This is a genomic window from Streptomyces sp. NPDC002054 (assembly GCF_040296685.1).
Lineage (GTDB): Bacteria > Actinomycetota > Actinomycetes > Streptomycetales > Streptomycetaceae > Streptomyces.
In genome coordinates, this window is the sequence record NZ_JBEOXT010000008.1 from 88,659 (window position 1) to 101,873 (window position 13,215).

General features: G+C 71.8%; 11 protein-coding genes. 8 read left to right on the forward strand and 3 right to left on the reverse strand.

What is annotated here, in order from left to right; translation table 11 throughout:
• Window positions 1-122: 122 nt before the first annotated feature.
• From ABT123_RS09655 to ABT123_RS09665, 3 genes are all read left to right on the forward strand, one after another.
• Window positions 123-740: a cell division protein SepF gene (locus ABT123_RS09655; RefSeq protein ID WP_351311501.1), complete on the forward strand. Its 618-nt coding sequence runs from the start codon at window positions 123-125 to the stop codon at window positions 738-740.
• 39 nt (window positions 741-779) lie between these two features.
• Window positions 780-1,070 carry a YggT family protein gene (locus ABT123_RS09660; RefSeq protein ID WP_351311503.1) on the forward strand — a complete coding sequence of 97 codons (291 nt, stop codon included), beginning with the start codon at window positions 780-782 and terminating at the stop codon, window positions 1,068-1,070.
• 61 nt (window positions 1,071-1,131) lie between these two features.
• Window positions 1,132-2,325, forward strand: a complete 1,194-nt coding sequence (locus ABT123_RS09665) for a DivIVA domain-containing protein (protein ID WP_351311505.1) — start codon at window positions 1,132-1,134, stop codon at window positions 2,323-2,325.
• A gap of 470 nt (window positions 2,326-2,795) precedes the next feature.
• Here the strand turns inward: ABT123_RS09665 and ileS are convergent, their stop codons facing one another.
• Entirely contained in the window at window positions 2,796-5,975 is a 3,180-nt protein-coding gene (gene ileS, locus ABT123_RS09670) for an isoleucine--tRNA ligase (protein ID WP_351311507.1), read from the reverse strand.
• Window positions 5,976-6,506: 531 nt separating this feature from the next.
• Here ileS and ABT123_RS09675 point away from each other — a divergent pair.
• The 5 genes from ABT123_RS09675 to ABT123_RS09695 all read left to right on the forward strand — a co-directional run bounded on the left by ABT123_RS09675 (window position 6,507) and on the right by ABT123_RS09695 (window position 11,000).
• Complete coding sequence (locus ABT123_RS09675) at window positions 6,507-7,292, forward strand: TraR/DksA family transcriptional regulator (RefSeq protein ID WP_351311509.1); 786 nt, start codon at window positions 6,507-6,509, stop codon at window positions 7,290-7,292.
• A 98-nt stretch (window positions 7,293-7,390) separates the two neighbouring features.
• Window positions 7,391-7,951 carry a signal peptidase II gene (gene lspA, locus ABT123_RS09680; protein ID WP_351311511.1) on the forward strand — a complete coding sequence of 187 codons (561 nt, stop codon included), beginning with the start codon at window positions 7,391-7,393 and terminating at the stop codon, window positions 7,949-7,951.
• 17 nt (window positions 7,952-7,968) lie between these two features.
• Window positions 7,969-8,910: an RluA family pseudouridine synthase gene (locus tag ABT123_RS09685; protein ID WP_351311512.1), complete on the forward strand. Its 942-nt coding sequence runs from the start codon at window positions 7,969-7,971 to the stop codon at window positions 8,908-8,910.
• Window positions 8,907-9,371 carry a GNAT family N-acetyltransferase gene (locus tag ABT123_RS09690; RefSeq protein WP_351311514.1) on the forward strand — a complete coding sequence of 155 codons (465 nt, stop codon included), beginning with the start codon at window positions 8,907-8,909 and terminating at the stop codon, window positions 9,369-9,371. Before ABT123_RS09685 ends, ABT123_RS09690 begins: the two co-directional genes overlap by 4 nt.
• Window positions 9,372-9,407: 36 nt before the next feature.
• On the forward strand, window positions 9,408-11,000 hold the full coding sequence (locus ABT123_RS09695) for a Na+/H+ antiporter (RefSeq protein WP_351311516.1): 1,593 nt from the start codon (window positions 9,408-9,410) through the stop codon (window positions 10,998-11,000).
• A gap of 4 nt (window positions 11,001-11,004) precedes the next feature.
• Here ABT123_RS09695 and ABT123_RS09700 read toward each other — a convergent pair whose 3' ends face one another.
• Window positions 11,005-12,003: an SDR family NAD(P)-dependent oxidoreductase gene (locus ABT123_RS09700; RefSeq protein ID WP_351311518.1), complete on the reverse strand. Its 999-nt coding sequence runs from the start codon at window positions 12,001-12,003 to the stop codon at window positions 11,005-11,007.
• A complete protein-coding gene (locus ABT123_RS09705) occupies window positions 12,000-13,160 on the reverse strand; it encodes a UDP-N-acetylglucosamine--N-acetylmuramyl-(pentapeptide) pyrophosphoryl-undecaprenol N-acetylglucosamine transferase (RefSeq protein WP_351311520.1) in 1,161 nt (386 codons plus the stop codon). The genes ABT123_RS09700 and ABT123_RS09705 overlap by 4 nt, the downstream gene beginning before the upstream one ends.
• Window positions 13,161-13,215: the final 55 nt, after the last annotated feature.

Consider the following 13,215-nt stretch of genomic DNA (forward strand, 5'->3'; position numbering starts at 1 on the left):
GAAAATATGGTCATTCCCGCAACTGAGCGGGCAGACCACGTGGATCGCGGGCAGTTGGTGACTTTTGTGACACTGCGACATTTGTCGGTGGGCGATCCACCACAGAGCGGAGGACTCGGAGAATGGCCGGCGCAATGCGCAAGATGGCGGTCTACCTCGGCCTCGTGGAGGACGACCGGTACGACAACCCCGGATACGACCCCGATGACGAGTTCGAGCCGGAGCCGGAGCTGGAGCGCTCCCGGGACCGGGATCGCCGGCAACAGCCGGTGCACCAACCGCCCGTAACGGACGAACCGGTGCGAATCGCCCAGCCTCCGGCGCCCCGCGAGCCGATCCCGTTGCCGCTGGAAAACGGACGACCCGCGCGAATCGCCCCCGTGGCGTCCATCACACCCGACCGCCCGAATCAGGAGAAGAACGCCCCCGTGATCATGCCCAAGGTCGTGTCCGAGCGGGAGCCGTACCGCATCACGACACTGCACCCCCGGACCTACAACGAGGCCCGTACCATCGGGGAACACTTCCGCGAGGGCACCCCGGTGATCATGAACCTGACCGAGATGGACGACACTGACGCCAAGCGTCTGGTCGACTTCGCGGCCGGGCTGGTGTTCGGACTGCACGGCAGCATTGAACGCGTGACACAGAAGGTGTTCCTGCTGTCGCCTGCTAACGTCGATGTCACGGCGGAGGACAAGGCCCGCATTGCGGAGGGCGGGTTCTTCAACCAGAGCTAGACCGGAACAGGCGAGAGCACGGGGAGAGGGAAGCACGGAATGGGTGTCGCACTGCAGGTGGTCTACATCGCGCTGATGTGCTTCCTCATCGTGCTGATCTTCCGACTGGTCATGGACTACGTCTTCCAGTTCGCACGTTCATGGGAACCGGGCAAGGCGATGGTGGTCGTTCTGGAGGCCACCTACACTGTCACCGATCCACCGCTCAAGCTTCTGCGGCGATTCATCCCGCCGTTGCGTCTCGGGGGCGTGGCACTTGACCTGTCCTTCTTCGTGCTCATGATCATCGTCTACATCCTGATCAGTGTCGTGAGCAGCTTCGCGAGATGACGATGGACATGGACGACCCGGCCTGGCCGACTGCCGACGACTACGTAGAGGTGAAGAAGAGATGCCGCTGACTCCCGAGGACGTGCGGAACAAGCAGTTCACGACCGTCCGCCTCCGAGAAGGCTATGACGAGGACGAGGTCGATGCCTTCCTCGACGAGGTCGAGGCCGAACTGACGCGCCTGCTGCGCGAGAACGAGGACCTGCGCGCCAAGCTGGCCGCAGCGACCCGGGCCGCCGCGCAGAACCAGCAGCAGCAGGGCATGCGCAAGCCGGAGCCGCAGGACCAGCGCGGTCCGGGCGCCCCCGTGCCCGCCGCCATATCCGGCCCGCCGGTCCAGCAGGGTCCCCCGCAGATGGGTCCGCCCCAGCTGCCGGGTGGCGCGCCGCAGCTTCCGCCGGGCCCCGGCGGCCAGGGCCCGCAGGGTCCCGGTCCGATGGGCGGCCCCATGGGCGGTCCGATGCAGCAGCACCCGATGGCGGGCAACCCGTCCATGGGCGGCCAGAACCCGCTCGGGCAGCAGATGCAGCCGATGGGGCAGCAGATGCAGCCCATGGGCCAGCAGATGGGTCAGCAGATGCAGCCCATGGGGCAGCAGATGCAGCCGATGGGCCACCAGCCGCCGCAGCTGCCGCAGCCCGGCCAGGGCCCCGGTGGCGACAGCGCCGCGCGTGTCCTCTCGCTCGCCCAGCAGACCGCCGACCAGGCGATCGCGGAGGCCCGCTCCGAGGCCAACAAGATCGTCGGCGAGGCGCGGAGCCGTGCCGAGGGCCTGGAGCGGGACGCCCGTGCCAAGGCCGACGCGCTGGAGCGGGACGCGCAGGAGAAGCACCGCGTCGCGATGGGCTCCCTGGAGTCCGCCCGCGCCACGCTGGAGCGCAAGGTCGAGGACCTGCGGGGCTTCGAGCGTGAGTACCGTACGCGACTGAAGTCCTACCTGGAGTCGCAGCTGCGCCAGCTGGAGACCCAGGCCGACGACTCGCTGGCCCCGCCGCGCACCCCGGCCACCGCCTCGCTGCCGCCGTCCCCGGCGCCGTCGATGGCTCCGGCCGGCGCGATGGGCCACTCCATGGGGGCTCCGTCCCCGATGGCGCCCCCGTCCCCGATGGGCGGCGGCCCGTCGTACGGCGGCCAGCAGCAGATGTCGCCGGCGATGACCCAGCCGATGGCTCCGGTGCGGCCGGCTGCGCCGCAGCCGATGCAGCAGGCGCCGTCGCCGATGCGGGGCTTCCTGATCGACGAGGACGACAACTAAGCCGCAGCGGCAGTCACTCAGGGCCGGGCCCGGTTCCCCTTCGGGGGCACCGGGCCCGGCCCTTTGGCGTGCCCCGCCGAGGCTGCCGCTGCGCGGAGCCTTCCCCCACCCCGCCCCTTCCCGAAACCGGGGCTCCGCCCCGGACCCCGCCGGGTGCACGGGCTTCGCCCGCACCCGTTCTCGGGGCTGCGCCCCGGACCCCGCCCCCGGTCCCGGGGGCGTCCCTTGCTTTCGGGCCTGCGGGCCGGCTGTGGCTGGTCGCGCAGTTCCCCGCGCCCCTGACGGGGCGCAGCCCCGTACCACGGGGGTCCGGGGGCGGAGCCCCCGAAACGGGGTGCCGGGCGGAGCCCGGGCATCCCCACGGGGTCCGGGGCGGAGCCCCGGTTTCGGGGAGGGGCGGGGTGGGGGAAATGGAACGGCTGTGGCCCGGCGCCCTTCTGGGAGGGGGCCGGGCCACAGGGTGGGCGGGGTTAGGCCTTGCGGAGGCGGAACGTCAGGGACAGGGAGTCGTCCGTGAACGGGGTGCCGAATGTGGCGTCCGCTTCGCCCGACGCGAAGTCCGTTGAGAGGACCTCGTCCGCGATCAGGGCCGCGTGGTCCGTCAGGGCCGTGACGACCTCCGGGTCCGTCGAGGACCAGCGGAGGGCGATGCGGTCCGCGACGTCCAGGCCGGAGTTCTTGCGGGCCTCCTGGATCAGGCGGATCGCGTCACGCGCCAGGCCCGCCAGCCGCAGCTCCGGAGTGATCTCCAGGTCCAGCGCGACCGTCGCGCCCGAATCCGAGGCCACCGACCAGCCCTCCCGCGGGGTCTCCGTGATGATGACCTCCTCCGGGGTCAGCGTCACGGTCTCGCCGTTCACCGAGACCTCGGCGGAGCCGGACCGCAGGGCCAAGGACAGGGCCGCCGCGTCGGCCGCGGCCACCGCCTTCGCCACGTCCTGCACACCCTTGCCGAAGCGCTTGCCGAGCGCCCGGAAGTTCGCCTTCGCGGTGGTGTCCACCAGCGAGCCGCCCACCTCGGAGAGCGAGGCCAGCGAGGAGACGTTCAGCTCCTCCGTGATCTGGGCCTGGAGCTCGGCCGACAGGGCCGAGAAGCCCGTCGCCGCGACCAGGGCCCGGGAGAGCGGCTGCCGGGTCTTCACGCCGGACTCGGCACGGGTCGCCCGGCCCAGCTCCACCAGGCGGCGGACCAGCAGCATCTGCCGGGAGAGGGTCGGGTCCACGGCTGCCGCGTCCGCGACCGGCCACGAGGACAGGTGGACGGACTCCGGGGCCTCCGGGGTGACCGGGACCACCATGTCCTGCCAGACCCGCTCCGTGATGAAGGGGGTCAGCGGGGCCATCAGGCGGGTGACCGTCTCCACCACCTCGTGGAGGGTGCGCAGCGCCGAGGCGTCACCCTGCCAGAAGCGGCGGCGCGAGCGGCGCACGTACCAGTTGGAGAGGTCGTCCACGAAGGAGGACAGGAGCTTGCCGGCGCGCTGGGTGTCGTACGCCTCCATCGCGTCCGTGACCTCGCCGACGAGGGCGTGCAGCTCGGAGAGCAGCCAGCGGTCCAGGACCGTGCGGTCCGCCGGGGCCGGGTCCGAGGCCGAGGGCGCCCAGTTCGACGTACGGGCGTACAGCGCCTGGAAGGCGACCGTGTTCCAGTAGGTCAGGAGGGTCTTGCGGACCACCTCCTGGATCGTGCCGTGGCCCACGCGCCGCGCCGCCCACGGGGAGCCGCCGGCCGCCATGAACCAGCGGACCGCGTCCGCGCCGTGCTGATCCATCAGCGGGATCGGCTGCAGGGTGTTGCCCAGGTGCTTGGACATCTTGCGGCCGTCCTCGGCGAGGATGTGGCCCAGGCAGACCACGTTCTCGTAGGAGGACTTGTCGAAGACCAGAGTGCCGACCGCCATGAGGGTGTAGAACCACCCGCGGGTCTGGTCGATCGCCTCCGAGATGAACTGCGCCGGGTAGCGCTTCTCGAAGATCTCCTTGTTCTTGTGCGGGTAGCCCCACTGCGCGAACGGCATCGACCCCGAGTCGTACCAGGCGTCGATGACCTCCGGGACGCGGACGGCCTCCAGCGAGCAGCCCTCCGCCGTGCAGGGGAAGGTGACCTCGTCGATGTACGGGCGGTGCGGGTCCAGGGCGGATTGGTCCTGCCCGGAAAGCTCGCTCAGCTCCGCGCGCGAGCCGACGCAGGTGAGGTGGTTCTCCTCACAGCGCCAGATCGGCAGCGGGGTGCCCCAGTACCGGTTCCGGGACAGCGCCCAGTCGATGTTGTTGTTCAGCCAGTCGCCGAAGCGGCCCTGCTTGACCGAGTCCGGGAACCAGTTGGTCTTCTCGTTCTCCCGCAGCATCGCGTCCTTGACGGCGGTGGTGCGGATGTACCAGGACGGCTGCGCGTAGTAGAGCAGCGCGGTGTGGCAGCGCCAGCAGTGCGGGTAGCTGTGCTCGTACGCGATGTGCTTGAAGAGCAGGCCGCGGGCGTCGAGGTCGGCGGTCAGCTTCTCGTCGGCCTTCTTGAAGAAGAGGCCGCCTACAAGCGGGACCTCCTCCTCGAAGGTGCCGTCGGGGCGGACCGGGTTCACGACGGGCAGGCCGTACGCGCGGCAGACCGCGAGGTCGTCGGCGCCGAAGGCGGGGGACTGGTGGACCAGACCGGTGCCGTCCTCGGTGGTGACGTAGTCGGCGTTCACGACGTAGTGGGCGGGCGCCGGGCTGCTCCCATTGGTTCCCTCGCTGACGCTCGGGAACTCGACGAGCGAGAACGGGCGCTCGTACGTCCAGCGCTCCATCTCCTTGCCGGTGAAGGTCTCGCCGGTGGCCGTCCAGCCTTCGCCGAGGGCCTTCTCCAGCAGGGGCTGGGCGACGACCAGCTTCTCTTCGCCGTTGGTGGCGACGACGTACGTGACCTCGGGGTGCGCGGCCACGGCGGTGTTGGAGACCAGGGTCCACGGGGTGGTCGTCCAGACCAGCAGCGCGGCCTCGCCGGCCAGCGGGCCGGAGGTCAGCGGGAAGCGGACGAAGACCGAGGGGTCGACGACCGTCTCGTAGCCCTGGGCCAGCTCGTGGTCCGAGAGGCCGGTGCCGCAGCGCGGGCACCAGGGGGCCACGCGGTGGTCCTGGACCAGGAGGCCCTTGTTGAAGATCTCCTTCAGGGACCACCAGACGGACTCCACGTACTCGGGGTCCATGGTGACGTAGGCCTCGTCCAGGTCCACCCAGTAGCCCATGCGGGTGGTGAGCTCGGAGAAGGCGTCGGTGTGGCGGAGCACGGACTCGCGGCACTTGGCGTTGAACTCGGCGATGCCGTACGCCTCGATGTCCTTCTTGCCGCTGAAGCCGAGCTCCTTCTCGACGGCCAGCTCGACGGGCAGGCCGTGGCAGTCCCAGCCGGCCTTGCGGGCCACGTGGTAGCCGCGCATGGTCCGGAAGCGGGGGAAGACGTCCTTGAAGACGCGGGCCTCGATGTGGTGCGCGCCAGGCATGCCGTTGGCGGTCGGCGGGCCCTCGTAGAAGACCCACTCCGGGCGGCCCTCGGACTGCTCCAGGCTCTTGGCGAAGGTCTTGCTCTCCTGCCAGAACTCCAGGACGGCGTGCTCCAGGGCGGGCAGATCGACCTGGGCGGGTACCGGGCGGTACTGCGGCGGGTTCGTCATGAGGCTTTTCGTCTTCCTCCGGCGGGGTCTGTCTCTCCGTCCGGAGGGACGAGAGCGCGCAGCTCCCGCGGTACCACCCTCCTTGGCCCCCGGGTGCGCCTGCGCGCGCCGGTGGCCCCCTCATTGGGGTTGCGAGCCGGTTCTACTGACCCGTGGACCGGGCGTCCCTGGGTGTTCTTCCGGCGGCTCCGGGGTGATCCTTCGCATCGCGCTCGCCCCCGGGCTCTCACCGTCCCCGGGTCGCTCCTGGCTGCTTACGAGGCTACTCGTCCCCATCCATGCCTTTCGCTGGGCCCAGTGTACGGGCCAGGTGGCCGCTCGGCAGACCGGAATTCCGTTGACCCGAATGGTCCGACGGCCGCGGTCGGGGGCGGGAGGGCGGCGGGTGGCGGATTACCGGGCGCTGAGCTGGGCACAACGGATGCAGGTTGGTCTCGGAGGACGCGTGCCCCGTTGCCGCGGGGCCGGAGTCGATTTATCGTCCCAGCACGATTTGCGTGCTAGATCACCATATGTGAAGGGGCCGCAGCCATGGTGGCGAAGAAGCAGTCGACGGCGGCCAAGGCCGCCCAACGGGCGGCCCCAGACGTCCAGCCGAAGCGGGCCCCGGCGAAGCGGGCCGCGGCGGGCAAGACGGCCGCGGTGAAGCGGGTGGACGGCGAGCCGGCGCCGGCCGCGTCCGGCTCGGCGCCGGCTGCCGGACGGGCGGCCCCGGCCGCGAAGAAGCGGGCCCCGGCGGGGACGGCGGCCGGGAAGCGCTCGGCCCCGGCCAAGGCCGGGAAGGCGGCCCCTGCCGAGGTGGCCGGGGAGACGACCGAGACGGGAGTCCAGAACGTGGTTGCCAAGAAGAGCACGGGCACGAGCAGGGCCAGGAAGACCGCCGCCGCGGCCACCAGCGGGCTGCCCAAGGCCCGGGCCTCGGCGGAGCTCGCGGTCCGGCCGGGCGAGGACCCCTGGAGCCCCGCCGAGGTCGCACAGGCCCGTACCGAGCTGGAGGGCGAGGTGCTGCGGCTGCGGTCCGAGCTGGATGCCTCCGAGCTGGCCATCACCGGCCTGATGCGGGACGGCGGCGGTGGCGCCGGCGACGACGAGGCCGACACCGGCAGCAAGAACATCACGCGGGAGCACGAGATCGCCCTGGCCGCGAACGCCCGGGAGATGCTGGAGCAGACCCAGCGGGCCCTGGAGCGGCTGGACGCCGGCACCTACGGGCTCTGCGAGAGCTGCGGCCAGCCCATCGGCAAGGCCAGGATGCAGGCCTTCCCCCGGGCCACACTGTGCGTGGAGTGCAAGCAGAAGCAGGAGCGCCGGCACTAGAGCGGGCCTGGGGCCTGCCCGAGCGGGGATGCGGAGGGCCGGTCCGGGGCCGTGACGTACCCTCGTCTTCAGTTGTCGAGCCAGGACGAGGGACTCACGTGGCAGAGGCGGAGCGCATCATCGGTACGCCGGAGGTCGGGGACGACACCCAGCCGGAGCCCGCGCAGCCCAAGGGGCGGCGGCGGATCACCGCGCTGCTGGTGGTGGCCCTGCTGGCGTACCTGCTCGACCTGGGCAGCAAGATGCTGGTGGTCGCGAAGCTGGAGCACCAGGTCCCCATCGAGATCATCGGGGACCTGCTGAAGTTCGAGGCGGTCCGGAACCCCGGCGCCGCCTTCGGCTTCGGCGAGGCCTTCACGATCATCTTCACCTGTATCGCCGCCACCGTGATCGTGGTGATCGTGCGGCTCGCCCGGAAGCTCTACAGCCTTCCCTGGGCCATTGCCCTGGGCCTGCTGCTGGGCGGTGCGCTCGGCAATCTCACCGACCGGATCTTCCGCTCGCCCGGCGTCTTCCGCGGCGCAGTGGTCGACTTCATCGCGCCCGCGCACTTCGCCGTCTTCAACCTCGCGGACTCGGCGATCGTCTGCGGCGGCATCCTGATCGTGCTGCTGTCCTTCCGGGGCCTGGACCCGGACGGCACCGTCCACAAGGACTGACAAGGCATACTCGACGGGTGAGTACGATTCCCGAGATCCGCACCCTGCCCGTTCCCGATGGCCTCGAAGGCGAGCGCGTCGACGCCGCCATCGCCCGTATGTTCGGTTTTTCCCGGACGAAGGCGGCCGACCTTGCGGCTGCGGGGAAGGTGTCGGTCGACGGCAGCGTCGTCGGGAAGTCGGAGCGGGTGCACGGCGGCGCCTGGCTCGAGGTCGAGATGCCAGCGCCGCCGCGGCCGGTCGAGATCGTCGCCGAGCCGGTCGAGGGCATGGAGATCATCCACGACGACGAGGACATCGTCGTGATCATGAAGCCGGTCGGGGTCGCCGCCCACCCGAGCCCGGGCTGGACCGGAACCACCGTCATCGGCGGCCTGGCCGCCGCCGGCTACCGGATCTCCACCTCCGGCGCTGCCGAGCGCCAGGGCATCGTGCACCGCCTGGACGTCGGCACCTCCGGCCTGATGGCCGTCGCCAAGTCCGAGCGCGCCTACACCTCGCTCAAGAACCAGTTCCGCGAGCGGATCGTGGACAAGCGCTACCACGCCCTCGTCCAGGGTCACCCCGACCCGATGAGCGGCACCATCGACGCGCCGATCGGCCGGCACCCCAGCGCCGACTACAAGTGGGCCGTGACCCAGGAGGGCAAGCCCTCCGTCACCCACTACGACCTGATCGAGGCCTTCCGTGCCGCCTCGCTGCTCGACATCAAGCTGGAGACCGGCCGTACGCACCAGATCCGGGTGCACATGTCCGCGCACCGGCACCCCTGCGTGGGCGACCTGACCTACGGCGCCGACCCGACCATCGCCAAGCGGCTGGGCCTGACCCGGCAGTGGCTGCACGCGGTCCGGCTCGGCTTCGAGCACCCGTCCGACGGGCAGTGGGTGGAGTTCGAGAGCAGCTACCCGGCGGACCTCCAGCACGCGCTGGACGTGATCCGCGCGGAGAGCGAGTGACCGCGGCCTACGAGGTCCGGGTCGCCACCGGCGAGGCGGACCTGGCCGCCTGCTTCGCCGTCCGCACCGAGGTGTTCGTCGAGGAGCAGGGCGTCCCGGAGTCGGTCGAGTACGACGCCTACGACGCGGGGGCCGTGCATGTGCTGGCCGTCGGGCCGGACGGCCCCCTCGGCACCGGCCGGCTGCTGTACGGCGAGGCCGCCCTCGGCAAGACCGGTTCGCCCGAGGTCGGCGCCCTGGGCCGGCTGGCCGTGCTGAAGGCCGCCCGCGGCCTCGGGGTCGGCGCCGCGCTGGTCCGTGCGATCGAGGCGGAGGCGGTCCGGCTGGGCCTGGCCGCGGTGGACCTCGGTGCCCAGACGCATGCGCTCGGCTTCTACGAGCGGCTCGGCTACGTGGCGTACGGCCCGGAGTTCGAGGATGCGGGCATGCCGCACCGGGCCATGCGGCGCACCCTGCCGTAAGGGTTCAAAACCGGACAGAGCTGACAGGGTGGGGGAGTGGATCAGCTCCTCCTGCTCTTCGTGCTGCTGTTCGGCGCCGTGGTCACCGTGCCGCTCGGGGACCGGCTGGGCCTGCCCGCGCCGGTGCTGATGACCCTCGGCGGGGTGGCGCTGGCCCTGGTGCCGGCGATCCCGAACGTCGACATCCCGCCCGAGTTCATCCTGCCGCTGGTGCTGCCGCCGCTGCTCTACGCCTCCGTGCAGCGCACCTCCTGGCGGCAGTTCGCGGCCAATGTGCGGCCGATCCTGCTGCTGGCCGTGGCCCTGGTCTTCGTCACCACCGCCGCGGTCGCCGCCACCGCCCACGCCGTGGTGCCCGGGCTGCCGATCGCCGCGGCGCTGGCCCTGGGCGCACTGGTCGCCCCGCCCGATCCGGTCGCGGCCACCGCGGTCGCGGGATCGCTGGGACTGCCCCGGCGCATGGTGTCCATCCTGGAGGGCGAGGGCCTGTTCAACGACGTGACGGCCATCGTGCTGTACCACGTCGCCGTGGCCGCCGTCGTCAGCGGCAGCTTCTCCTGGCCCGAGGCGCTCGGCGAGTTCGTGCTCTCCGCGGTGGTCGCGGTGGCCGTCGGACTGGCCCTGGGCTGGGTCGCGAACCGGCTGATGGGGATGCTCGGCGATGCCACCCTGCAGATCGGGCTGACCCTGCTGGTGCCGTTCGTGTCCTACGTCCTCGCCGAGGAATTCCAGGGCTCGGGGGTGCTGGCCGTCCTCACCACCGCCCTGTTCCTCGCCGAGTACGCGACCGACGCCGACGACGTCCTGGGCCGGCTGGCCGGGCACACCTTCTGGGAGATCGTCGACACCCTGGTCACGGGGGTGGCCTTCGGGCTCATCGGGCTGGAACTGCACACCGTGTTCAGCACCGCGCACGGCCGCTGGGGGCAGCTCGCGGGCTGGGCCGCCGCGGTGATCGCGGTGGTGGTCGGCGTCCGGCTGGTGTGGCTGCTGCCGGCGTCCTGGCTGGCGCGCAAGCTGCACACCGGGCGCGACTGGGACGAGGAGATCCCGCTGAGCTGGCGGGAGAGCGTGGTGATGTGGTGGGCCGGGATGCGCGGGGTGGCCTCGGTGGCCCTCGCCCTGGCCATCCCGCTCCGGACCGACGACGGGCTGCCGTTCCCCGCCCGGGACGAGATCGTCTTCATCGCCTTCGCGGTGATCATGACCACGCTGGTGGCGCAGGGCCTCACCCTGCCGTGGCTGGTGCGCCGGCTCGGAGTGGAGGCGGACACCGACGCCAAGCGCGCATTCGAGCGCCGGCTCGCGCTGCGCGCGGCGAAGGCGGCGAAGCAGCGGCTGAAGGAGATCCAGGAGGTCGAGGACCTCCCCGAGGACCTGATGGAGACGCTGTACCGGCGGGCGTACGACGTCGGTGCCCGGATCAGCCCCGACCTGGTCGACGAGGAACGCCGCGAGGCGTACGCGCAGAGGGTCTCCCGCATCCGGCACATCCAGCGCATCCAGCGCGAGATGATGTCCGCCGCCCGCCACGAGGTCCTCGCCGCCCGCAGCGAGCCGGGCGCGGACCCGGAGGTCGTCGACCGGGTCCTGCGCCACCTGGACGTCCGCAGCCTCCGGACCTCCTGAGAGGTCAGACCTGGTAGCGGTCCGGGGCGAACAGGTGCGGATGCGCGGCGATCCAGTCCGAGGTGCGTCGCAGGCCTTCGTCCAGGGACACCTGCGGCTTCCAGTCCGCCCACTCCCGGGCCCGGGAGTTGTCCGACAGCAGACGCTCCACCTCGCTGCCCGAGGGGCGCAGCCGGGATGTGTCTTCCGTCACCACCGCGTCCCGGCCGGAGGCCGTGATGAGGGCCCGGGCCAGGTCTCCGATGGATATCTCCCGGCCGCTGCCCAGGTTGACCACCTGACCCAGCGCGCGGTCGCAGTCGGCCACCGCGAGGAAACCCTCCGCCGTGTCCGTGACGTACGTGAAGTCCCTGGTCGGGGTCAGCGAGCCCAGCCGGATCTCCTCGGCGCCCGCGTGCAGCTGCGCCAGGATCGTCGGGATGACAGCGCGGGCCGACTGCCGCGGCCCGTACGTGTTGAACGGCCGGACCACCGCCACCGGCAGCTCGAAGGCGTGGTGGAAGGAGAGGGCCATCATGTCCGCGCCGATTTTCGAGGCGGAGTAGGGGGACTGCGGCTGCAGCGGGTGGCTCTCGTCGATCGGGGCGGTGAGCGCCGTGCCGTACACCTCGCTGGTGGAGGTGTGCACCAGGCGGCGCACCCCGTGGCGGCGGCAGGCCTCCGCGATGTTCTGGGTGCCGGTGACGTTGGTCTGCACGTACGCGCCCGGGGAGTCGTAGCTGTACGGGATCCCGATCAGCGCCGCCAGATGGAAGACGGTGTCGCAGCCGGCCACCGCATCGCTGACCCGGCCCGCGTCCCGGACGTCGCCCGCCCACATCTCCACCGGCCCGGCCGGATCCGCCAGGTAGCGCGCCAGATGGCCCTTCTCGGCGTACGGCTTGTAGTGGACGAAGGCCCGGACCCGGGCGCCCCGGGCCACCAGCAGGTCCACCAGGGTCGAGCCGATGAACCCCTCGGCTCCGGTGACCAGGACGGTGCGGTTGTTCCAGTCGATGCTCATGCGTGCTCCAGTACGGAAGAGGGGAGGGGGTGGCCGGCGAGGCGCAGCACCTCGATGGCGAGCAGCTCGGCGGCCCGGCCGTGCGGGCCCGGCTCGGCGGCGCCGGACATCGCCGCCAGCCGCGCCGGATCCGCCAGCAGCGGCTCGATCAGCCCGGCCAGCCGGTCGGCCGTGGTCTCGGCATCCGGCAGCAGCAGCCCGGCGCCGGCGTCGGACAGCACCCGGGCGTTGTGTGTCTGGTGGTCGCCGGGGGCGTGCGGGTAGGGGACCAGCACGGCCGGCACCCCGGTGGCCGCCAGCTCCGCGACCGTCGCCGAACCGGCCCGGCACACGATCAGGTCGGCCGCCGCGTACACCAGGTCCATCCGGTCCAGGTACGGCACGGCCCGCGCCACCCAGTGCCCGCCGTCCGCCGCCAGCCCGGCCGCCGTGGCCGACAGCGCGGCCGGCCCGGTCTTGATCAGCAGCTGTACGTCGTCCCGGTCCTGCCACTGCCGGGCGAGGCCGACGGCGGCGGCGGTGAGCCGGGCCGCGCCCAGGCTGCCGCCGTTGAAGACCACCAGCCGCCGCCCGTCCGGCACCCGCAGCGCCTGCCGGGCCTCCGCGCGGTACGCAAGCCGGTCCCGGCCCAGCGCGGCCAGGGCCGCGGAGATCGGCATGCCCGTGGTCAGTGCTCGCTCCCCGCCGGCCAGATGGGGCCGGCTCCGGTCGAAGGCGACCGCGAGGTGCGGGGTGAGCCGGGCCGCGAAGCGGTTGGCTCGGCCCGGTACCGCGTTGGACTCGTGGATCAGCGCGGGCAGCCCGGCCATCCTGGCCCCCAGCACGGCGGGCGCGCTCGGGTAGCCGCCCATCCCGACCACCACCTGCGCGCCCTGCCGGCGCAGCACCGCCTTGGCCTGGCCGGCCGAGCGCAGCAGCGCGGCGGGCAGCAGATAGCGCTTCGCGCCGAGCGAGGGGTCGAAGGGGATCATGTCGACGGTGTGCAGGCGGTAGCCGGCGGCCGGGATCAGGTCGGTCTCCAGGCCGCGCTCGGTCCCGATGAACGAGACCTCGGCCCCGGGGACGGCGCGGCGCAGCGCGTCGGCGAGCGCCAGCCCCGGATAGATGTGGCCGCCGGTGCCGCCGGCACCGATCACCACGGAAAGGTGTGTGTTCATGGCCACACTCAACGGGTGTGTCCTAAGAACGTTCTAAGAGGTTTTTTGCTTCTCC

Excerpts from the sequence above, each read along its gene's own strand:
- ABT123_RS09675 (WP_351311509.1), top strand. The coding sequence starts at position 6,507 with ATGGTGGCGAAGAAGCAGTCGACGGCGGCCAAGGCCGCCCAACGGGCG.
- ABT123_RS09700 (WP_351311518.1), bottom strand. The coding sequence starts at position 12,003 with ATGAGCATCGACTGGAACAACCGCACCGTCCTGGTCACCGGAGCCGAG.
- ABT123_RS09665 (WP_351311505.1), top strand. The coding sequence starts at position 1,132 with ATGCCGCTGACTCCCGAGGACGTGCGGAACAAGCAGTTCACGACCGTC.
- ileS (WP_351311507.1), bottom strand. The coding sequence starts at position 5,975 with ATGACGAACCCGCCGCAGTACCGCCCGGTACCCGCCCAGGTCGATCTG.
- ABT123_RS09655 (WP_351311501.1), top strand. The coding sequence starts at position 123 with ATGGCCGGCGCAATGCGCAAGATGGCGGTCTACCTCGGCCTCGTGGAG.
- ABT123_RS09660 (WP_351311503.1), top strand. The coding sequence starts at position 780 with ATGGGTGTCGCACTGCAGGTGGTCTACATCGCGCTGATGTGCTTCCTC.
- ABT123_RS09705 (WP_351311520.1), bottom strand. The coding sequence starts at position 13,160 with ATGAACACACACCTTTCCGTGGTGATCGGTGCCGGCGGCACCGGCGGC.